This is a genomic window from Blastococcus xanthinilyticus (genome assembly GCF_008124835.1).
In the GTDB taxonomy this organism is placed as follows: domain Bacteria; phylum Actinomycetota; class Actinomycetes; order Mycobacteriales; family Geodermatophilaceae; genus Blastococcus; species Blastococcus xanthinilyticus.
Genome location: NZ_VNHW01000003.1, coordinates 175,984 through 196,438 on the forward strand (window position 1 = coordinate 175,984; position 20,455 = coordinate 196,438).

The 20,455-nt window shown below is 74.1% G+C and carries 17 protein-coding genes; 10 read left to right on the forward strand and 7 right to left on the reverse strand.

Annotation, left to right across the window (positions count from 1 at the left end; all coding sequences use genetic code 11):
• Positions 1 to 75: 75 nt before the first annotated feature.
• The 5 genes from BD833_RS05990 (at position 76) to BD833_RS06010 (ending at position 5,994) form a co-directional block, all read left to right on the forward strand.
• Positions 76 to 378: a GNAT family N-acetyltransferase gene (locus BD833_RS05990; RefSeq protein ID WP_208092375.1), complete on the forward strand. Its 303-nt coding sequence runs from the start codon at positions 76 to 78 to the stop codon at positions 376 to 378.
• 7 nt (positions 379 to 385) lie between these two features.
• Complete coding sequence (locus tag BD833_RS05995; protein WP_166532216.1) at positions 386 to 796, forward strand: nuclear transport factor 2 family protein; 411 nt, start codon at positions 386 to 388, stop codon at positions 794 to 796.
• A gap of 137 nt (positions 797 to 933) precedes the next feature.
• A complete protein-coding gene (locus BD833_RS06000; protein WP_166532217.1) occupies positions 934 to 2,757 on the forward strand; it encodes a flavin-containing monooxygenase in 1,824 nt (607 codons plus the stop codon).
• Positions 2,758 to 2,886: 129 nt separating this feature from the next.
• Complete coding sequence (locus BD833_RS06005; protein ID WP_166532218.1) at positions 2,887 to 3,378, forward strand: hypothetical protein; 492 nt, start codon at positions 2,887 to 2,889, stop codon at positions 3,376 to 3,378.
• A gap of 21 nt (positions 3,379 to 3,399) precedes the next feature.
• Positions 3,400 to 5,994, forward strand: a complete 2,595-nt coding sequence (locus tag BD833_RS06010; RefSeq protein ID WP_166532219.1) for a M48 family metalloprotease — start codon at positions 3,400 to 3,402, stop codon at positions 5,992 to 5,994.
• A 101-nt stretch (positions 5,995 to 6,095) separates the two neighbouring features.
• Here the strand turns inward: BD833_RS06010 and BD833_RS06015 are convergent, their stop codons facing one another.
• Complete coding sequence (locus BD833_RS06015) at positions 6,096 to 7,931, reverse strand: phosphoenolpyruvate carboxykinase (GTP) (RefSeq protein WP_166532220.1); 1,836 nt, start codon at positions 7,929 to 7,931, stop codon at positions 6,096 to 6,098.
• A 347-nt stretch (positions 7,932 to 8,278) separates the two neighbouring features.
• Between BD833_RS06015 and BD833_RS06020 the strand changes: the two genes are divergently transcribed.
• Positions 8,279 to 8,773, forward strand: coding sequence for a hypothetical protein (locus BD833_RS06020; RefSeq protein WP_166532221.1), 495 nt, complete (start codon positions 8,279 to 8,281; stop codon positions 8,771 to 8,773).
• A gap of 142 nt (positions 8,774 to 8,915) precedes the next feature.
• Here the strand turns inward: BD833_RS06020 and BD833_RS06025 are convergent, their stop codons facing one another.
• The 3 genes from BD833_RS06025 to BD833_RS06035 all read right to left on the reverse strand — a co-directional run bounded on the left by BD833_RS06025 (position 8,916) and on the right by BD833_RS06035 (position 12,638).
• The gene (locus tag BD833_RS06025; protein ID WP_243737473.1) at positions 8,916 to 9,710 is read right to left on the reverse strand and encodes an alpha/beta hydrolase; all 795 of its coding nucleotides are present in this window, start codon (positions 9,708 to 9,710) and stop codon (positions 8,916 to 8,918) included.
• A 35-nt stretch (positions 9,711 to 9,745) separates the two neighbouring features.
• Positions 9,746 to 10,840: an LLM class flavin-dependent oxidoreductase gene (locus BD833_RS06030; RefSeq protein ID WP_166532223.1), complete on the reverse strand. Its 1,095-nt coding sequence runs from the start codon at positions 10,838 to 10,840 to the stop codon at positions 9,746 to 9,748.
• A 112-nt stretch (positions 10,841 to 10,952) separates the two neighbouring features.
• Complete coding sequence (locus BD833_RS06035) at positions 10,953 to 12,638, reverse strand: MFS transporter (RefSeq protein ID WP_166532224.1); 1,686 nt, start codon at positions 12,636 to 12,638, stop codon at positions 10,953 to 10,955.
• 163 nt (positions 12,639 to 12,801) lie between these two features.
• Between BD833_RS06035 and BD833_RS06040 the strand changes: the two genes are divergently transcribed.
• Entirely contained in the window at positions 12,802 to 13,962 is a 1,161-nt protein-coding gene (locus tag BD833_RS06040) for a PIG-L family deacetylase (protein ID WP_166532225.1), read from the forward strand.
• On the opposite strand, the gene BD833_RS06045 is transcribed toward BD833_RS06040, so the two are convergent.
• Positions 13,951 to 14,670 (reverse strand): DUF2652 domain-containing protein, encoded by a 720-nt coding sequence (locus tag BD833_RS06045; protein WP_166532226.1) that lies wholly within the window; start codon positions 14,668 to 14,670, stop codon positions 13,951 to 13,953. The two genes, BD833_RS06040 and BD833_RS06045, sit on opposite strands and share 12 nt — an antisense overlap.
• A 108-nt stretch (positions 14,671 to 14,778) precedes the next feature.
• Here BD833_RS06045 and BD833_RS06050 point away from each other — a divergent pair, with 108 nt between their 5' ends.
• The gene (locus tag BD833_RS06050) at positions 14,779 to 16,356 is read left to right on the forward strand and encodes a cryptochrome/photolyase family protein (RefSeq protein WP_243737474.1); all 1,578 of its coding nucleotides are present in this window, start codon (positions 14,779 to 14,781) and stop codon (positions 16,354 to 16,356) included.
• Positions 16,357 to 16,365: 9 nt separating this feature from the next.
• On the opposite strand, the gene BD833_RS06055 is transcribed toward BD833_RS06050, so the two are convergent.
• Complete coding sequence (locus BD833_RS06055; RefSeq protein WP_166532228.1) at positions 16,366 to 17,808, reverse strand: NAD-dependent succinate-semialdehyde dehydrogenase; 1,443 nt, start codon at positions 17,806 to 17,808, stop codon at positions 16,366 to 16,368.
• Positions 17,809 to 17,996: 188 nt separating this feature from the next.
• On the opposite strand from BD833_RS06055, the gene BD833_RS06060 reads away from it, so the two are divergent.
• Positions 17,997 to 18,938, forward strand: a complete 942-nt coding sequence (locus BD833_RS06060; protein WP_166532229.1) for an NAD(P)H-binding protein — start codon at positions 17,997 to 17,999, stop codon at positions 18,936 to 18,938.
• Positions 18,935 to 19,717 (forward strand): CPBP family intramembrane glutamic endopeptidase, encoded by a 783-nt coding sequence (locus tag BD833_RS06065; RefSeq protein ID WP_166532230.1) that lies wholly within the window; start codon positions 18,935 to 18,937, stop codon positions 19,715 to 19,717. Before BD833_RS06060 ends, BD833_RS06065 begins: the two co-directional genes overlap by 4 nt.
• Positions 19,718 to 19,789: 72 nt before the next feature.
• On the opposite strand, the gene BD833_RS06070 is transcribed toward BD833_RS06065, so the two are convergent.
• Positions 19,790 to 20,392 (reverse strand): response regulator transcription factor, encoded by a 603-nt coding sequence (locus tag BD833_RS06070; protein ID WP_166532231.1) that lies wholly within the window; start codon positions 20,390 to 20,392, stop codon positions 19,790 to 19,792.
• Positions 20,393 to 20,455: the final 63 nt, after the last annotated feature.

Consider the following 20,455-nt stretch of genomic DNA (forward strand, 5'->3'; position numbering starts at 1 on the left):
ATGCTGGGCCGGGCGACCGGACCGGTGGGCCGGTCCGCGGTCCAGCGACGAGAGGGGAACCCCGTGCAGGTGAACGTGACCGATGCTGCCGAGCAGCACCGCTACGAGGCACGCGTCGACGGAGAGCTGGCGGCGATCGCGGAGTACATCCGGACCCCCGAGCTCGTCGTCTTCACCCACACCGAGGTGCTGGCCGGGCACCAGGGTCGCGGTATCTCCTCCGGCCTCGTCGGGCAGGCGCTGGACGACGTGCGCCGTCAGGGGCTCAAGGTCCTGCCGCTGTGCCCGTTCGTGGCCCGGTACATGGAGCGGCACGCCCAGGCGTACGGCGACCTGGAGTACCGCTCCCGGACCACGCTCACCGACGTCACCGCCTGAGCCGACCGTGATCGACGACGTGATCGCCCGCTGGCACCGCTACCTGGCAGGGGAGCTCCCCGGAGGGCTCGACGAACTGCTCGCCGACGACGTCGTCTTCTACTCGCCGGTGGTCTACACGCCGCAGCGGGGGAAGGCCGTCACCACGCAGTACCTCGAGGCGGCGACCCGGACGCTGGTCGGTGGCGCCGGAGGCGCGTTCCGGTACGCCAAGCAGGTGCTCGCCGGGGACACCGCGGTGCTCGAGTTCGAGACGAGCATCGAGGGCACGTACGTGAACGGCGTCGACATCATCCGCTGCGACGACGCCGGCCGGATCGTCGAGTTCCGCGTGATGATGCGGCCGCTCAAGGGGATCCAGGCCGTGCACGAGCAGATGGGTCGGCTCCTGGCCGCCGGCGGTCAGCCGGGTTCGTAGGGCGGCGGGGAGGCCACGTCGGGCCGGACGACGCAGCCGGGGGGCGTGCAACTCGCTGCAACGCTTCCGCTCTCGGGCCGAGTGCGGTGTGCTGCACATCACACCATGCCGTCCGGTGCTCGGAAGAGGAGCAACCCATGACCCAGACCCTGGACACCCCGACGCAGACCCCGGAACAACGGGCGCACCGCTGGTTCACCGGCTTCGAGGAGGCGCTGCGGGCCCGGGACGTGGCACGCGCCGCCGGGATGTTCGCCGCGACCAGCTACTGGCGCGACCTCGTCTCCTTCACCTGGAACATCACCACCGTCGAGAACCCCGCCGGCGTCACCGACCTGCTCACCGCGACGCTCGACCGGACCGATCCGCGCGGCTTCACCGTCGACGAGCCACCCGAGGAGGCCGACGGGGTGCTCACCGCCTGGTTCACCTTCGAGACCGCGGCCGGCCGGGGACGCGGGCTGCTGCGCCTGGTCGAGGAGGACGGGCAGCCGAAGGCGTGGACCTTCCTCACCACGCTGTACGAGCTGACCGGCCACGAGGAGCCGCGGGGGTCGGCGCGGCCGATGGGGGCCGAGCACGGCGCGAACAAGCAGCGCCTGACCTGGCTGGAGCGACGGGAGAAGGAGGAGGCCGACCTCGGCAGCGCCGTCCGGCCGTACGTGCTCGTCATCGGGGGTGGGCAGGCCGGCATCGGACTCGGTGCGCGGCTGCGCCAGCTCGGCGTGCCGGCCCTCGTCGTCGACAAGCACCCGCGGCCCGGCGACCAGTGGCGCGGGCGCTACAAGTCGCTCTGCCTGCACGACCCGGTCTGGTACGACCACCTGCCCTACCTGAAGTTCCCCGACAACTGGCCGGTGTTCTCGCCCAAGGACAAGATCGGCGACTGGCTCGAGAGCTACGTCAAAGTCATGGAGGTGCCCTACTGGGGCAGCACCACGGCGACGTCGGCGACCTTCGACGCCGAGAAGGGCGAGTGGACCGTCGAGGTCGAGCGCGAGGGCAAGCCGCTCACCCTGCGGCCGCAGCACGTCGTCCTCGCCACCGGGATGTCGGGCAAGCCGAACATGCCGGAGATCCCCGGGCAGGACGTCTTCCGCGGCGACCAGCAGCACTCCTCGGCCCATCCGGGCCCGGACGCCTACGCGGGCAGGAAGGTCGTCGTCATCGGCAGCAACAACTCGGCGTTCGACATCTGCGGTGCCCTCTGGGAGCACGATGCCGACGTCACGATGGTGCAGCGCTCCTCGACGCACATCGTCCGGAGCGGCACGCTCATGGAGATCGGGCTGGGCGCGCTGTACTCCGAGGAGGCGGTGGCCGCGGGGGTGACGACGGAGAAGGCGGACCTCATCTTCGCCTCCCTGCCGTACCGGATCATGCACGAGTTCCAGATCCCGCTGTACCAGCAGATGCGGGAGCGGGACGCCGACTTCTACGAGCGCCTGGAGAAGGCCGGCTTCTGGCACGACTGGGGCGAGGACGGCTCCGGCCTGTTCATGAAGTACCTGCGCCGGGGCTCGGGCTACTACATCGACGTCGGCGCCGCGGACCTGGTCGCCGACGGGAAGGTGCGGCTGGTGCACGGCCAGGTGGTCCGCCTGACCGAGGACGCCGTCGTCCTCGAGGACGGGACCGAGCTGCCGGCCGATCTGGTGGTGTACGCCACCGGCTACGGGTCGATGAACGGCTGGGCGGCCGACCTCATCAGCCAGGAGGTGGCCGACCGGGTCGGGAAGGTGTGGGGCCTGGGCTCGGACACCACCAAGGACCCGGGGCCGTGGGAGGGCGAGCAGCGCAACATGTGGAAGCCCACCCAGCAGGAGGCGCTCTGGTTCCACGGGGGCAACCTGCACCAGTCGCGGCACTACTCCCTCTACCTGGCGCTGCAGCTCAAGGCCCGCTACGAGGGCATCCCCACGCCCGTGTACGGGCTGCAGGAGGTGCACCACCTGAGCTGACCGGCGCCGGCACTCCGGCCTCCCACCCGGTCCGCTGCGGCGGTGTCCAAAGGCCCTGGCGGTACCGGCGGCGGTCGCTACCGTCTGCCTCACCGCAGGACGGCCGGACCCCGGACGGGAGGGGCGGAGATGGCCCAGCGCAGCCACCCGGCCGAGGACGAACGGCGCGCGCTCGTGCAGGACCTCGCCGCGGAGCTGGTCGAGCGCGTGGACCCGGACGAGCTGGCGGTCTTCGACGACGCCGCCGAGGACTACTTCCGTGATCCCGGTGCGGTGCTCGACCCGCGACGACGGGACGAGGCCGTGGGATCGGGCGTGGAGCTCGCGCTGCTGACCCCGGTGGTCCTCGCGGTCGCCCAGCAGGTCGTGGACTACCTGGCAGGGGTGGTCGTGGAGGCGGTGGGGGACGGCGTGCGGCCGCGGCTGCTGCACGCCGTCCGCCGGCTGCTGCGGCTGGGCGACGACGAGGGCACCGCGGACCCGCCGATGGCGCTCGACAGCGCGCAGGTCGAGCACGTCCGTGCCGTCGCACTGGCCAGGGCCCGGGACGTCGGCCTGGACGACGAGCGGGCCCGGCTGCTGGCCGAGTCGGTGGTCGGCGGGCTCCGCAGGACCGGCTGACCCCGCCGCGGAGGTAGTCCCGTGGAGACGCTCGACCGCACCAGCCCACGGGTGGACGTCCTCGCCTACCCGGCCCCGACGACCACCCGGTTCGTCCTGGTCATGACCTCCCTGCTCACCGCGGGGCTGTTCGTCGGCACCTGGTTGCACAACACGACCTCCGCCGGGGACCGATGGGTGGCGACGGTCGCCGAGTGCAGCGACGCCGCCTACGGTGCGCCGCTCGACCCGGCGGACCTCATGGCACCGTTCGACCGCCAGGAGGTCTTCGTCGAGTGCACCGCCGCGGTGGAACGCACCCGGGCTGCGTGGTCCCTCGCCGGCCTGCTCGCCGCGGCCGTCACCGCCGCGGCGATCCTGTACCTCACGCCCGCCTACCTCCGGTGGAGCCGGGGGCTGCGGAGGCCCAACCCGCGGCTGGCGGCCGCCGAGCACCGTTTCGCCGAGCTGGCCGCCGAGGCGGGGGCACGGCCGGCTCCGCGGCTGCTGATCGGGCACAGCAGCTCGTCGGAGGCGTTCGCCTTCGGCGTCCCCGGCCGCTACACCGTCGTCCTGCCGCCCGGGGTGGCGGCCAGGTGGCGGCGGCCGGAGGTCTTCGACCCCCACGTCCGCCACGAGCTGGCACACCTGACGGCGTCCGACGTCCCGCTGACCTGGATCACCCGTTCGTTGCGCTACGCCGTCGTGGGACTCCTGCTCCTCCCGGTGGTCACCGAGGTGGCGGCCTGGGAGCTGTCGAGCCTGCCGGACTACCTCTGGCGGGCGGTGCTCGTGGCCGGGCTCGCGCTGCTGACCGCAGCAGCCGCGCTGCGCAGCCGGGAGTTCGACGCGGATGTCCGGTCGATCGCGCGGCACCCTGAGCGCAGGCAGGCGTGGGTCGCCCAGCTCGGCGCGCAGACGCGCGAGCGGCCCGATCCGTGGTGGCGGCGGCCGCTGCGCAACCACCCGACGAGAGCAGCGCGGACAGCGGTGCTCGACCGGCCGGAGCGGATCGCGGCCGTCACAGCTCTGGACGGCGCGGTGGCCGGATTCCTGGTCGGTCTCAGCTCCCCGCTGCTGACCGCCGTGCTCACCGCGGTGCTGGCCCCCTCCGGGCGCACAGATCTCGTCGTCGTCCTCGTCTGCCTGCTGCTCGGACCCCTGCTGGGCTTGACCGTCGGCCTGGCGTTGTGGCGGCAGGCCCTCGTCAGCCGGGTCGCCGGGACACGTCCGCGGGTGTTCGTGGTGGCCGCGGGCCTGGCGGTGGGGCTGCTGCTCGGGCACGTGACCTCGCTGGGGAACACGGGGCTCGGCCTGCCGATGCAGCACCCGGGGTGGGTGCTGCTCACCTCCGCGCTGGCGGTGGGTGCGACCTACGCCGTCGCCGGCCTGGGGGAACTGTGGTCCGACGTCGCGCCGCGGATGTCACGGCCGTCGAGCAGCTGGGGGGTGGCCGTCCTGGTGAGCAGCGTCGCCTTCGGCGCGGCGTTGTGGCTGTGGGAGATCCTCCGCCAGGCCTTCGAGGAGGGCTGGCTGCTGGCCAGCGGCGCGCTGGTGAGCGAGGTCGGGACCCCCGTGCCGGCGGCGGTCGCCGGGCTGCTCGCGGCGGCGGCGCTCACGGCGCTGGTCCTCGCCCCACCCGAGGCGGACGCACCCCGCTGGCTCGTCGAGAACGCGACGACGGTGCCCTGGCCCGCGCCGCCGCGCGTGGGATCCGTCGCCGTGCGGACCGGGCTGCTCAGCGGTGCCGTCGCCGCCGTCGTGTTGATCGCGGACCGGTTCATCGGCGGCGCCCCGGCGTCCGCGGACGAGGCGGTCGCCCAATTCTGGGTCGTCGCCGGAGGTGCCGGAGCAGCGGCGCTGGCCCTGGCTCTCCTGGTGCCGCGGCGTGGGCCGGGGGCGGGCGCGCTCGCGGCGGTGGTCGCCGGTCTGACCGGGGTCCTCGGTCTGCTCGTCGTGGCTCTGCCCGATTTCGGCGGCTCCCTCGTGGATCTCCTCGAGTCGCTGGCCATCCCCCTGGGACTGGGCCTGGCCGCCCTGCTGGTGGCCTCGGCCGCCGGGGGACTGGCGGTCCGCTCGACAGCCGGTTCCCGGCCGGCCCCCGTCCTCGGTGCGCTGCTGACGTTACTCGCGGGCATCGGTGTGCTGTCCGCTCCGTCGGTCATCGCACCGTGGGCCGTGCCGGCGTCCGCGCAGCCCGGAGCGGCACTCGGGGCGGCCGAGGCCGGCATCGAGATCGCCACCTGGCTGAGCAGCACGGAACCGGATGCACGCGCCCGGATGCGTGCGTCGGCGATCGAGGCCGAGCAGCTGGCCACGGACCCGGCCATCGACCCGCAGACCGGGGCGTCCCTCCTGCTGGAGGGACCCGTGGCCGGCCTGGCCGCCTTGCGGGACGACCTCACGGGAGTCCGGGTGCAGGACGCTCAGCTGCGCGCCGTGCACCAGCAGTTGATCGACCTCGTGGAGACCAAGCGGCTCCAGGTGCTCGCCATCGCGAGCTTCCTGAGCAGCGAGGACATGCAGCACGTCGACCGGCTCCGGGCGCTGCGGGCGCAGGAGGCACAGCAGACGTCCGACGTGGAGGCGGGCATCGCAGCGCTGCTCGACCGCGTCGAGGATTCCCTCGACGACTGACCGCGGGGCCTGGCTGATCCGCGCGACCGGGCTCCACCGATGCGCTCGGCGAGGAACGCGTGGACCCGCCGGGCCCGGCCGGCTGACGACCTGCGGTGCGGTCAGGCCTGGTCGTCGAGCGCGGCCGCGACCCGGCGGTGCGCCGTCCAGATCGCCTCCGGCAGGTCCGGGAACTGGGCCAGGTGCTCCTCGCGGTGCGCCATCTCCTGCTGCCAGCGCGCGGTGTCGATGGTGAGCAGCGTGTCCAGGTCGCCGGGGCGCAGGTCCATCCCGGTGAGGTCCAGCTCCTCGGGGGTCGGGACGACGCCGACCGGTGTCTGCCGGCCGGTGACCTCGCCGTTGCGCAGCTGCATCAGCCACAGCAGCGGGCGCAGGTTGTCCCGGTACCCCGGCCACAGGAAGTGCCCGTCCTCGGGGTCGCGCTGGAACCAGTTGACGTGGGCGAAGATCGGCTGGTCGGTGGCCGCGCCGATGACCTTCAGCCAGTGCGCCGCGTAGGCGCCCTCGGGATAGGCCATGAACGGCCGCATCGACATCGGGTCGTACCGCAGCACGCCCTCGGTGCCCTCGGCGGCGAAGGTGGCCTCCGCGCCCAGGGTCAGCCCGTCGTAGACGCCCTCCGCGAGGTCGGTGACCGCGCGGACGAGCGGCTCCCGGTCCCGGGTGCGGCCGCCGAAGATGATCGCGTCGACCGGCACACCCTTCGGGTTCTCGTAGTCCGGCGCGATGTTCGGGATGTTGGCCAGCGTCGTGGTGAAGCGGCTGTTCGGGTGGGCCCAGGGGGCGTCCTTCTCCTCCTCGGAGCGCTCCGAGATCAGCTCGCCCTTCCAGTCGCGCCAGCCGGTGACGTCGGCGGGCGGGAACTTGGTCTTGCCCTCCCACCAGACGTCCTGGGTCTGCTCGTTGTAGGCGACGTTGGTGAAGATCGTCCCGGTGCCCTCGGCGATCGCCTCGACGGCCGTCGGGTTGGTCTTCTCGTTGGTGTCCTTGGCGACGCCGAAGGCGCCGTACTCGGGGTTGATCGCGTAGATCCGGCCGTCGTCGGGGTCGGCCCGCAGCCAGGCGATGTCGTCGCCGTAGAAGTCGACGCGGTACCGGTCGCCCAGGGCGTCGGGCGCCAGCGTCATCGCCAGGTTCGTCTTGCCCGAGGCGCTCGGCATGCCGCCGCAGACGTGGTACTTGCGGCCGGTCTGCTTGTCGGTGATGCCGAGCAGCAGGAACTGCTCGGCCAGGAAGTCCCCGGAGGCCCAGCCGTCGTAGGTGGCCTGGCGCAGGCCGTGGGCGATCTTCCCCAGCAGGGCGTTGCCGCCGTAGGAGGACCCGTAGTGCAGGATCGTCCGCTCGTCGGCGAGGGTCACGAACCAGCGCTGGTCGTCGGGGGTGCCCTGGCCGAGCGAGTCCAGGTCACCGGTGACGTGCACGGCTCGGACGAAGCTGTCGCCGAGGTCGTTCACGTGGTCCACGCCGACCCGCGCCATCCGGATCATGTGCAGGACGACGGTGCGCGTGTCGGTGAGCTCGACGCCGGCCGCGAAGGCCTCCAGCGGGGACCCGGGCGGAGCCATCAGGTACGGGACGACGTACATCGTCTTGCCGGCCGACGCGCCGCGCATGCGGTCCTCGAGCAGCGGGCGCATCTCCGCGGCCGGCCGCCAGTTGTTGTAGACGCCGGCGTCGGCCGGGTTGCTGGTCGCGACGACGGTGCGCTCCTCGGAGCGCGCGGTGTCCTTGGGATGGCTGCGGGAGTAGTAGCGGCCCTCCCCGGCGGGGGCCAGCTCACCGGCGTCGAGCGCCTCGCGCAAGAGCCGGGCGTCGTCCGAGGCGTTGACCACCTCGATCCGGTCCGCCCCGGTGAGCTCGAAGTACCGGTGCACGTAGTCGCGGACGTGCTGGTTGCTGAGTCCTGCCGCGTCCATCACGCCGTCGATGTCGGTCACGCCGCACAGCTTCTCGGGGAGAGCGGGTCCGCGCCACTCCTGCCGCCACTCGCCGGAAAGGTCACAGCTGGGCACCACGTCGAGGCCGGGGACCTGACCGGACGCGGGAGCGCCACTGCCGCCTGCTTCCGGGTGGTGACGTCGAGATGACGCCACGCGAGCAGGGTGGGGTCCCGCGATCGGGGTGATGGTCCCGAGCATGGGCGAGGCGCACCCTGACGGTGAGCGACCGAAGGCGGGTGATCACCCTGGAACCCACTGAGGGGCCAGGTCCGCGAGCCGGACTGCTCGACACGATCCGGGCCAGGAGGGCCGACATCGAGGCGTACGTCCGGCGCACGGCCCCGGTGAGCAGACGGCTCTCGACCGTCAGCATCGCCAGCAGCGCGGTCGTGGCCGGGTTGACCGCGGGCCCCGCCCTGGGCGGCCCGACCTTCGCGGAGCGGGTCCAGCAGGGGCTGTCGCTCGATGCGTCGCAGACCGTGTGGCAGGTGCTGTGCCTCGGCGCGCTGGTCGTGTCGATGACGGCGGCCGTGTCAGCCCATCTGGAGAAGACCAGCGATCTGAAGTCGCGGGTCGGCGCCGCCCAGGCGGCCGGGGCGATGCTCGCCGGGTTGCAGGCGCGGCTCGAGTACGGCGGGCTCGCCGTCGAGGAGGCGGCCCAGGACTACCAGAACATCCTGGCCGGCGTCTCCTTCGTCCCGGAGGGGCAGCGGGACACCACGTCGTCGTCCGGGCGCCGCGAGTTCCACCTGGCCGGGCAGCTCCCGGTGGTCGCCGTGGCGGCAGCCTTGCTGGCCGTCACCCTCGTGGGACTGATCCGAGGCGTCGCGGCCGCATAGCCGGGCGACGGCGCGAGCGCGGCGCCGACGCCCTCGCCACCCGGGTCGCCGCGCAGGGCGGCGTCTTCGGGGGCACGACGGCCGACGGCACGCCCGGTCTGGCGGTCGTCGTCGGAGGAGACTGCGCCCCACCCTGCCGAGGTCAGGGGAGCAGGTGCGTCCGGAGGAAGGCGCTGACCGCGGCCAGGGAGGCCGGGAAGTCGAAGGCGGGGTCCTCGTGGTTGGCGCCGGAGAGCAGCCACAGGGTCGAGTCGACCCCCTCGGCGCGTAGCGCCCGGTGCAGCGCGCGGCTGTGCGCGGAGGGGATCAGCCCGTCGCGGTCGCCGTGCATGAGCAGGAAGGGCGGGGCGCCCGGGCGCACGTGCGCGACCGGGCTGGCCGCGCGGGCCGCGTCGGCGTCCTGCCGCACGTCCTCGACCCCCAGCAGCCGGGCCTCGAACGACGGCTCCGGCAGCGGCCCGGTGACGAAGGGCGGCAGCGGGCCCTCGGGCACGTCGGAGTCGCGCAGCAGCAGGTCGGAGGGGGCGAACCAGGAGACGACGGCCTGCACCGAGGAGTTGTCGCCGGCGGGATCGTCGGTGAGCGCCAGCAGCGCGGCGAGGTGGCCGCCCGCCGACGCGCCCCAGGCGCCGATCCGGGTGGCGTCGAGGCCGTGGTCACCGGCGTGCGCCCGCAGCCAGCGGACGGCGGCCCGCGCGTCCTCCAGCGGTGCGGGGAACGGCGCCTGCCCGCTGAGCCGGTACTGCACGGCGGCCACGGCCACCCCGGTGGCGGCCAGCGGCAGGAGCCGCGCGTCGGCGCGGTCGCTGCGCGACCCCCGCAGCCAGCCACCACCGTGCAACCAGATGCACAGCGGGGCCGGCCGCACGTCGGGTAGGTACAGGTCCAGCCGCAGCTCCAGGCCGTCGACGGTCGCGTAGCCGACGTCGCGGTGCACCGTCGTCCCCGCCGCTGGGCGGGCGCCCGCCGCCACTACCGGCCGACCGTGGCGCGGACGGCCGGGACGACCTCGTCGCGGAAGAGCCGGACGGAGGCCAGGACCGTCTCCACGTCCAGCGAGCCCCAGGCGAAGGCGCCCGCGAAGTAGTTGATCTCGCCGACGTCGCGGGCGCGGGCGACCTGCGCCGCGACCGTCTCCGGCGAGCCGACGAACAGCTTGTGCCCGGCCACCAGGGCGTCGAAGTCCGCGGGGCCGGTGAAGCGGTCGCTGCCGTGCGCCCGCCACAGGTGCGTGAAGTTCTCGTAGTGCGCGTCGAAGGCCGACCGGGCGAGCGCCACGGCCGCCTCGTCGGTCTCCGCGACGACGACGTGCCGCAGCATCCCGAACCGCGGCGGCGACCCGGGCAGGCTGTACCGGACGCCGCCGTCGGCGGCGGACCGCGAGAAGTGCTCGAAGAACACCCGGCTCTGCTCGCGCACGACCTCCAGAGGCGGCGAGGCGAAGCCGAAGCCGAACAGCACGTTGTAGCCCTCGTCGCCCAGCCGCGGGATCGAGGCCGCGTTGGACGTCGGGTACCAGAGCGGCGGGTGCGGGGACTGGAAGACGGGGACGTGCAGCGGGACCTCCGCGGCCGCGCCGTCGGCGCCCGGCCGGCGGAACGTCCCGGTCTCCAGCGCCTCGACGATCGCGGGGAACAGCTGCTCGAACGACTCCGCGGTGCCGGCCGGGGTCAGCCCGTACATGGCCGCCTCGATGGGGGAGGAGCCCTTGCCCACGCCGATGTCCAGCCGGCCGTGGCTGAGCTGGTCGAGCATGCAGATCTCCTGCACCAGCCGCAGGGGGTCGTAGAGCGGCACGATGAAGGTGGTCGGTGCGAGGCGGATCCGCTCGGTCTCCCGCGCGGCGGCGGCGAGGAACACCGCCGGGGAGGGCGACAGCCCGAGCGGGGTGCCGTGGTGCTCGGCCAGGTGGTAGGTGCTGAACCCGCCCCGGTCGGCCTCGGCGAGGACCCGGAGCCGGGCGTCGTAGACCTCGGCCGGCGACCGGCCGGGCACGGCGTCGATCCAGTCGAAGAGGCCGAACTCCAGGTCGCCGCGCACCGCGTGCTCGGCCGGCTCTGCGGACATCGTCGTCCCCTCGTGTCGCGCGTCCGGGCCAGTGGGTCCGCCCCGGCAACGGAACCTACCCACCCACCTGCCCGTCCGCCGACCGCGGCGACCGGGCGCCGGACGGCACCCGTCAGCGCGGGCCCTGGCCGCGGTCGGGTTCGGGGCGCGGCGGTTCCGCCTGCCGCTGCCGGTCCTCCGTCAGGTAGCCGCTGACCAGCTGCTCGGCGGTCGAGGCGGTGGCGGAGAAGCCGGTGATCGCGGAGACGAACGCCGGCCCGCTGAGGGTGGCGAGCTCGGTGTCCTCGAGGGCCCGGACGGTCGCCGTCCGCGGCACCGCGCGGAGCAGGGCGATCTCCCCGAAGGCGTCGCCGGCCCCGAGCCGGCGGATCTCCCGCCCGTCGACGAGCACGGCCACGCGGCCGGACTCGACGACGTAGAACCCGTCGCCCGGGTCGCCCTGCCGGAACACGTCGGTCTGCGCCGGGACGCCGACCCGGCCCAGGCGCTGCGCCAGGCCCTCGATGACGGGGACGGGCAGGAGGCGGAACATGCCGACCCGGCGCAGCAGCGTGATCCGGTCCTTCCGGACGCCGATGTCGGCATCGATCGCCCGGAGCGCCGCCCAGCGCGCCACGACGGCCACCGGCAGGACGGCGCCGGTGGCGAGGAGCGCCCCGGTGCCGCCCAGCGCGGACAGGACGAACGGGACGGCCAGCGAGCCCATGGCCAGAGCGAGGGAGAACACCGCCTCGGTGAGGGCGAGCACCCGCGCCAGCGTCTGGTCGGGGACCAGCCGCTGCAGCAGCGTGAACCCGGTGACGTCGACGATGGCGTTGGCCGCGCCGATGACCACGAAGGCGCCGATCGCCACGGGGCTGCCCGTCAGCAGGCCGATCAGCACGAGCGGTGCACCCCACAGCGCGATCCCGGCACCGAACAGCGTGCCCAGCCGGGCGCTCCCCGCGGCGCCGATCGAGGCCATCGCCGCCAGGAACCCGCCGACCCCGAAGGCCGCCCACAGGATCCCGACCCCGGGGCCGCCCAGGTCGGTGAGCTCCACGGCCACCACCACCGCCAGCACGGTGACCGCGCCCCGGACGAGGCACTGCGCGCCGCCCAGCACGATCACCTCGAGGGCGCGCGGGCGCCGGCGGAGCTCGCGCAGGCCCTCCACCACGTCGGCGACCACGCCACCCCGGCCGGTCGGCCCACCGGCCGCGGCGAGGTGCGGCGTCTCGTAGCGCAGCCGGGCGGCGAGTCCGCCGGCCAGCCCGGCGAGCAGGGCCACCGCGGCGAACGCGGCGGCCGGGTCGTAGGCCGCGAGCAGTGCGGCCGCGGCGAGCGGGCCGACGAGCGCGGCGGCCCCGTCGAGGATGGCCCGGACGGCGTTCACGCCGGTGAGCTCCTCCGGGGTGGTGCACAGCGTGGGGAACAGGGCGGCGAGCACCGGCCGGTAGGCGGCATGGCAGACCGTCGAGAGGGTGAGCAGCGCGTACACCACCGCCGACTGGTCCACGGCGACCGCCGCCCCCGCCGCGGTGGCCGCCCGGAGCACGCAGGCGGCGACGAGCAACTGGCGGCGCGAGACCCGGTCGGCCAGCACGCCCAGCCAGGGGAGCGCGACCGTCGCCGGCAGCACGCGCAGGAACCCGACCAGACCCACCCCGGCCGCGCCGTCCTGGTCGAACGCGTACACCGTCATCGCCGAGAGGAAGAGGAACTCGCCCGTCCAGGCGGCCAGCGACGACAACTGCGCGAGGCGCAGGTTCCGGTTGCCGGTCACCGACGCCCAGGCCTCGCGGTACGAGCCCGCCACGGCGCGGACGCTAGCAGCGATGCCGGGCCGTGAGGGCCGGCTGCGCCGCGGCCGCTGCTGGTGACCTGCCCGGCGAGGCGGTACCGTGCCGAACCCCGGCCGGCCGTCGACAGCTCCACCCCGCGCAGCCGGCGGCAGGATCGACGGGGATGGGGAAGCGCACATGTCTGAGGACCCGATCGGGCGGCCGCCGCGCCTGCTGGGCATCTTCGCCCACCCGGACGACGAGACGATCTGCGCCGGCGGGACGCTCGCCAAGTACGCGAGCACCGGCGCCGAAGTCAGCGTGGTCGCGCTCACGAGGGGCGGGGCCGGGCAGATCAGGGACGCCGCCGTCGCGACCCGGGCCACCCTGACCGCGGTCCGGGAGCGCGAGCTCGCCGCGGCCGGCGAGGCGCTCGGGCTGACCCGGACCAGGTGTCTCGACCATCTGGACGGCGGCCTCGCCGACGTCGACGGCGAGAGCCTGATCGCGCAGGTGTCGGAGCTGATCACGGAGTTCGATCCCGACGTGGTGATCACGTTCGGGGCCGACGGGTTCTCCGGTCACCCCGACCACGTGGCCGTGGGCGCTGCGGTCACCGCGGCCTGCTACCGGCTGCGACCGGCGACCTCCCCGCGGCTGTTCCACTGCCACCTGCCGCGGAGCCGGATGCTGCTCCGCGACCGCCTGGCCGCCTGGGTGGTCGAGCTGACGACCCGGTTCAAGGGCAGCCGGGACTTCGTGCGCGCCCTGTCGGTCTTCTCGCGCGAGACGGCGGGGCTGGGGTACGCGGCCGACTTCATCGAGGTCGAGTGGTTCCCGGCCGGCTCCTACCTCATCGAGCAGGGGGAACAGGCGACGACGATGCACTTCCTGCTCTCCGGGACCGTGGAGATCCGGCGGGAGGACGCCCACGGCCACGTGCAGGTGGTCGACCGGTCCGGCCCCGGTGAGTTCATCGGGGAGGAGGGCATCGCCACCGGCCGGCCGCGCAACGCGCACGTGGTGGCCGTCGACGACGTCACCAGCCTGACGTTCCTGGCTGCGGAGCCCTTCTCCGCCGCCGACGGGCAGCGGGATCCGGCGCTCCCGCTGCTGACCCGGACGCTGCCCTCGGGGGACCGGGTCGACGCCCGGGTGAGCACCTGCATCGACGTCTCGGACTTCGTCGGGCACAAGATCCGGGCGACGGCGGCGCACCGGTCCCAGTACCCGATCGACCCGGCGATGTTCCCCGACTCGATCCTCCGCGAGATGTTCGGCGTCGAGTACTTCATCCAGGTGCTGCCGGAACGCGCGCTGGACGCGTCCCTCCTCGGCGACGGCGCCTCAGGTCGCTGAGGCCAGCGCCCGAGACCGTCGGCGGGGGAGGACGTGGGGAAGGCCCCGGCCCACCATGTCGAAGGTGGCACCGATGCGCAGGAGCAGCGACGGGCCCGGCAGGTCGGCGAGGGGTGCGGCGATGTCCTCGACGTCGATGTAGAAGCTCTGCACGGGGCCGATGCCCTCGAGGTCCTGGCCGATCTCGTGGGCGACCAGCTCGGCGGGGGCGGCGCCGCCGTTGCGCCAGAGGTCGTCGGTGACGAGCAGGTACTCCGGCACCGTCACGGGGTTCTTCAGCAGGCGGTGGACGTAGATGACGTCCATGCCGACGAGCTTCTTGCGGCGCCGGATCGTCTGGGTGGCGACGTCCCCGACGTGCGCCACGAACTTCAGCTTCAGGGCGCCGGTCTTCGTGCAGCTCCCGCAGGGGCACATGTTGAGCTCGATCAGCCGGCGCTGCGCGTGGAAGGCGCGGTGCATGGCGACGGCGGCACCGGTGGCGGCGGAGAGGACCGCTGCGCCATCCAGGCCCTCGGCGTCGCGGGAGAGGAAGGCCGCATCGCCCTCGATCTCGATGAGGTCGAAGTCCCGTGCCGCGCCGACGATCTTGTCGAGCAGGCGTCTGGTCGCCGCCTCCGCGTGCCCCAGCATGCTGCGGTGGAACTGCATGTAGTCCGTGTAGCCGCCGATGTCGGCGATCAGGAGCAGCGCCCGCCGGGTCGTCATGGGGGACAGTAACGCCGCCGGGCGGGGCGTGGGAGTCCTCGCCGTCCGGTGCCGGACGACTGGCGGCCGGGCCCTGGTCACCGCACGATGGCCGCGGAGGTGGGGCCGGTGACGGCGCGCGCGGAGGGTCGTGGCCGGGGGCCGGACGGGTACCGGGGCGATCCCGCGCTGGCCGACTTCCCGGACCGGGCCCCGGGGACGCGGCGCTGGTGCTTCGCCGATCAGCTCGGTCCGCACTTCCTCGACCAGCCTGAGCAGCCGGTGCTGCTGATCGAGTCGCGGGCGGTGTTCGCCCGCCGCCGGTTCCACCGGCAGAAGGCGCACCTGGTGCTCTCGGCGCTCCGGCACCGCGCCGCCGAGCTGGGCGACCAGGCCGAGTTCCACCAGGTCGGCACCTACGGCGAGGCGCTCGACCGGGTCGGGGAGCCGCTGAGCGTCTGCGCGCCGACCTCGTGGGGCAGCCGCGACCTCGTCCTGCGCCGCCCGGGCGTGCAGCTGCTCGCCGCCCGCGGGTTCGGGAGCTCCCACGCGGAGTTCGCGGCCTGGGCCGACGGCCGCGGGCGGCAGCGGCTGCTCATGGAGGACTTCTACCGCGACGCCCGGCGCCGGCACGACGTCCTCCTGGACGGCGCACAGCCGGTCGGTGGCCGCTGGAACCTGGACGAGGAGAACCGGCAGCCGCCGCCCGCCGACGGTCGTTCGCCGGCCCCGGAGCCGTGGTGGCCGGAGGAGGACGAGATCGACGAGGAGGTGCGCGCCGACCTGGACCGCTGGGAGGCGGCGGGTGACGTCTCGTTCGTGGGTGACGACGGTCCGCGGCTGTTCCCGGCCAGCCGGCAGGAGGCGCGGCACCGGCTGGCCGACTTCCTGGACAACCGGCTGGGCGCCTTCGGCCCGCACGAGGACGCGATGCTGGCCGGCGAGCGGTGGCTGGCCCACTCGCTGCTCTCGCCCGCGCTCAACCTCGGGCTGCTCGACCCGCTCGACGTCGTCGCGCAGGCCGAGCGCCGCTACCGCGACTCGGTCTCGGACGGGGATCCGCTGCCGCTGAACAGCGTCGAGGGCTTCGTGCGGCAGGTGCTGGGCTGGCGGGACTACATCTGGCACATGTACTGGCACCTCGGCCGCGACTTCCGGACCCGCAACGCCCTGGCCGCGCACGCCGACGTGCCGGACTGGCTGGCCGGGCTCGACGACACCGCCGTCGACGCCGCCTGCCTGTCCGACGTCCTGGGCGACCTGCGCCGCGACGGCTGGGTGCACCACATCCCGCGGCTGATGGTGCTCGGCAACTACGCGCTGCAGCGGGGGATCGACCCCTCGGCGATGACCGACTGGTTCCACGAGAGCTTCGTCGACGGCTACGAGTGGGTGATGGTCGCCAACGTCGTCGGCATGAGCCAGCACGCCGACGGCGGCCTGCTCGCCACCAAGCCCTACGCCTCCGGCGGGGCCTACATCCACCGGATGAGCGACTACTGCGGCGGCTGCCGCTACGACCCGAGGAAGCGGCTGGGGGACGACGCCTGCCCCTTCACCGCGGGCTACTGGGCCTTCCTCGATCGCACGCGCGACCGGCTGGCGGGCAACCCCCGCATGCGCCGGCCGCTGCAGGGCCTCGACCGGCTCGCGGACCTCGAGGCCGTGGTCGAGCAGGAGCGGCTCCGCGGCACGACGCCGCCCTGACGGGGTCGACTAGACCGAGATGCCGACGAGCTTCGTGTCGAGGTACTCGTCGATGCCCTCGTACCCGCCCTCGCGCCCCAGCCCGCTGGCCTTGATGCCACCGAACGGTGCGGCAGCCGACGTGGGGTTGATGTCGTTGACCCCGACCATCCCGAACCGCAGCTTCTCGGTGACCCGGATCGCCCGCGACAGGTCGTTGGTGTAGACGTACGCGGCCAGGCCGTACTCGGTGTCGTTCGCCCGGGCGACGACCTCGTCCTCGTCGTCGAACGGCGTGACCGCGGCGATGGGCCCGAAGGTCTCCTCGCGGGAGATGAGCATGTCCGGCGTCACGTCGGCCAGCAGCGTCGGCGCGAAGAAGGTCGTGCCGTCGAGCCCGTCGACCTGCAGGCGCTCGCCGCCCGCCACCACCCGGGCGCCCCGGGTGCGGGCGTCGAGCACCTGGGCCTCCATCTTGGCCACGGCGCGCTCGTCGATCAGCGGGCCGATCGAGACGCCGTCGTGGTCGCCCCTGCCGACCCGCAGCGCCGCGATCCGCTGCTCGAGGGTCGCCACGAAGGTGTCGTAGACCGAGCGGTGGACGTAGATGCGGTTGGGGCTGATGCACGCCTGGCCGGTGTTGAGGAACTTCACGAGCGCGGCCCCCTTGGCCGCGCGGACCGGATCGGCGTCGGGGAAGACGATGAACGGCGCGTGGCCGCCCAGCTCCACCGACACCCGCTTCAGCGTGGCGCCGGCCTTGGCCGCCAGCATCTTCCCGACCGCGGTCGACCCGGTGAACGTCAGCTTCCGCACCACCGGGGACTCCAGCAGCGCGTCGCCGACCTCGCCGGGGCGCGTGGTGGTGACCAGGTTGACCACCCCGGCGGGGACGCCTGCGTCGGCGAGCAGCTGGACGGCGCACAGCGGGGTCTGGTCGGCGGGCTTGAGGACCGAGGTGCACCCGGCGGCGATGGCCGGCGCGAGCTTGCGGGTCAGCATCGAGATCGGGTAGTTCCACGGGGTGATCGCCGCGACGACGCCGACCGGCTGGCGCATCGTCACGAAGCGCTGGTCCGCCCGCGCCGAGGGGATCGTGACCCCGCCGATGCGCTTGGCCTCCTCGGCGAACCACGCCAGGAAGTCCGCGGCGTACGCCACCTCGTTCATCGAGGCCTTCAGCGGTTTGCCCTGCTCGCGGGTCATCAGCGCGGCCAGGTCCTTCCGCCGCTCCCGCATCAGCGCGTCCGCCTTCGCGAGGACGGCCGCGCGCTCGTAGGCGGTGGCGCCGGACCAGGCCGGCAGCGCGCGATCAGCAGCGGCGATGGCCGCCCGGGTGTCCGTCGCGTCGCCGTCCGCGGCCTGCCCGATCACGTCGCCCGTGGCCGGATCCGTCACGGGGAACACCCGGCCACTCTCGGCCGGGCGCCACTGCCCGTCGATGTAGAGGGTCTGTCCTGGCTCATGCGTCATCGCGGCTTCCTCCACGGACCGGTGTCCTCGGGTGGCGGAGGCCGGCGTCCGCGCCCCGCGCCGGTCGAGATCGTCCCATCCCGGTCTGGGAGGACGTGGCCGCGGTCACCGCGCGCTGCCCCGGTGACCGGGCGGGGCGGGTGCGGCACGGGTCGCGCTCGTCGCCGGGCCGGGGCAGGCTGGGCGCGGTGAGGGTCCTGGTCACCGGTGCGTCCGGGTTCGTGGGCAGCCGGCTGGCCACCGCGCTGGTGGAGGCGGGCCACGACGTCCGCGCGATGACCCGCCGGCCGGAGCGCTACGAGGGGGCCGGCACCCCCGTCGCCGGGGACGTCGGGGACGAGAGCTCGCTGCGGGAGGCGCTCGCCGGCTGCGCGGCCGCCTACTACCTGGTGCACTCCCTCGACGACCCGGACTTCGAGCGCAAGGACGCCGAGGCGGCCCGCGCGTTCGCCCGGGCCGCGGCCGCGACCGGGGTCGGCCGGATCGTCTACCTCGGCGGCCTGGGCCAGGACGGCGACCAGCTGTCGCGGCACCTGCGCAGCCGCCGGGAGGTCGAGCGGCTCCTGGGCGGCACCGGTGTGCCGGTGACGGTGCTGCGCGCGGGCATCGTCGTGGGCCACGGTGGGGTGTCGTGGGAGATGACCCGGCAGCTCGTGGCCCACCTGCCGGCCATGGTCACCCCCCGGTGGGTCAGCACGCGGACGCAGCCGATCGCGGTCGCCGACGTCGTCCGGTACCTGGTCGGTGTCCTCGAGGCACCGGAGGCCACCGGGCGGGTGTTCGAGGTGGGCGGGCCCGAGGTGCTGACCTACCTGCAGATGATGAGCCGGGTGGCCGAGATCCAGAACCGGCACATGTTCGTCGTCCCCGTGCCGCTGCTCAGCCCGCAGCTCTCCTCGCGCTGGCTGACCCTGGTCACCGACGTCGACCTGGCCACCGGCCGCTCGCTGATCGACTCGATGACCAACGAGGTGGTGGTCACCGACGACGCCATCCGCTCGGTCGTGCCCTTCGAGCCCATGGACTACGACGAGATGGTGATGACCGCGCTGGTCGAACGGGCCCGGGAACGACGTCGGCATGCCGGCGAGCGGCGCGGCGGGTGGCTGAGCCGCGGAGCGCGGCGGTGAACCGGCGCCGGGCGGTGCGGGGGCTGCGGGCCCGGGCGTTCCGCGCGGCCGAGCCGCTGCTGCGCAGCGTGCCGCGCGACCACCGGGAGTCTGACGCGGCCTTCCGGCGCCGCCGGCGGGTCACCGGCGCCGTCTCCGTGGCCGGCGCGTCACTGCTGGGGGTGTCGCTGTCGACGCCGCCGGGTTCACCGCGGTTCTACGGGCTGACCCTCGGGGTCGCCGGCACCTGGGTGGTCGGGGGACTGGCGTCCGGCCCGCTGCACCTGGGCCGGATGTTCGGGCCCGGCGACCGGTTGCGCCGGCCGGTGGTCACGCCGGTCGCCTCGGGGGTGGGCGCCTTCGGCGCCTTCTACGCCGCGGCGCTGGTCGCCCGGCGGATCCCCGTCCTCGAGCGGGCCATCGGCTCGGTGCTCCGGTACGCCGACCAGGGATCGACCCCGCTGGTGGCGACCACCGCGCTGGCCAACGGCGTGGCGGAGGAGGTGTTCTTCCGTGGCGCGCTCTACGCGGCCGCGGGGGTGCGGCGGCCCGTGCTGGTCTCGACCGCGGTCTACGGGCTGGCCACCACCGCCACCCGCAACCCGGCCCTGGTGCTGGCGAGCGTGCCGATGGGCCTGCTGTTCGCCCAGCAGCGCCGGATCACCGGGGGCATCCAGGCCTCGGTGCTCACGCACGTCGTGTGGTCGGCGCTGATGCTGCGCTACCTGCCGCCGCTGTTCGCCGACCGGCTCGCCGAGGAGCGGCCGACGGCACCCGCCGCGGACGACGGCCCCCGGTAGCGCCGCCACGTGGGGCAGGCCGGCACGGTCGCATCGGCGCGCGTACGCAGGGCGAGCACGTCGGCGACGGCTTCACAGCCAGTCGTGCTCCCGGGCGTAGCGGGCGGCCTCGTGCCGGGTGCGGGTCTGGGTCTTCTGCATGGCACTGGAGAGGTAGTTGCGCACCGTGCCGGGCGCCAGGTGCATGCGGCCGGCGATCTCGGCCACCGAGTAGCCGTCGCGGGTGACCCGCAGGACGTCGAGCTCCCGGTCGGTCAGCGGGCAGTCGTCAGCGATCGCCGCGACCGAGACGTCCTGGTCGATCCATCGCCGGCCGCCGTGCAGCGCGGCGATGACCGCGGCGATGTGCGCCGGTTCCGCGGACTTGCTGGCGAACCCCTGGATGCCCAGTTTGAGCGCGCTGCGCAGGACGCCCGGCCGGGCGTGGCGGGTCAGCATGAGCACGACCTGGCCGGGCAGCTCGCGACGGATGGCGGCGACCGCGTCCAGCCCGTCGACGCCGGGCATCTCCAGGTCGATCACCAGCACGTCCGGGCGGTGGGTGAGCGTCGCGTCCACCGCCGCCGCCCCGTCCGCGGCCTCCGCCAGCACCGTGATGTCACCTTCGAGCGGCAGCAGGGAGGCCAGCGCCCTCCGGAGCAGCACCTCGTCGTCGACCAGGACGACGCTGGTCATCGGCGGGCCTCCCCGGCCGTCGCCGGCTGCGCGGCGGACGTCGGCGCGGGGAAGGTCGCCGCA

What these genes read in the sequence shown, in the direction of transcription:
- BD833_RS06000 (WP_166532217.1), top strand. Translation starts at nt 934, where the DNA reads ATGACCCAGACCCTGGACACCCCGACGCAGACCCCGGAACAACGGGCG.
- BD833_RS06045 (WP_166532226.1), bottom strand. Translation starts at nt 14,670, where the DNA reads ATGACGACCCGGCGGGCGCTGCTCCTGATCGCCGACATCGGCGGCTAC.
- BD833_RS06030 (WP_166532223.1), bottom strand. Translation starts at nt 10,840, where the DNA reads ATGTCCGCAGAGCCGGCCGAGCACGCGGTGCGCGGCGACCTGGAGTTC.
- BD833_RS06055 (WP_166532228.1), bottom strand. Translation starts at nt 17,808, where the DNA reads ATGACGCATGAGCCAGGACAGACCCTCTACATCGACGGGCAGTGGCGC.
- BD833_RS06005 (WP_166532218.1), top strand. Translation starts at nt 2,887, where the DNA reads ATGGCCCAGCGCAGCCACCCGGCCGAGGACGAACGGCGCGCGCTCGTG.
- BD833_RS06070 (WP_166532231.1), bottom strand. Translation starts at nt 20,392, where the DNA reads ATGACCAGCGTCGTCCTGGTCGACGACGAGGTGCTGCTCCGGAGGGCG.
- BD833_RS06040 (WP_166532225.1), top strand. Translation starts at nt 12,802, where the DNA reads ATGTCTGAGGACCCGATCGGGCGGCCGCCGCGCCTGCTGGGCATCTTC.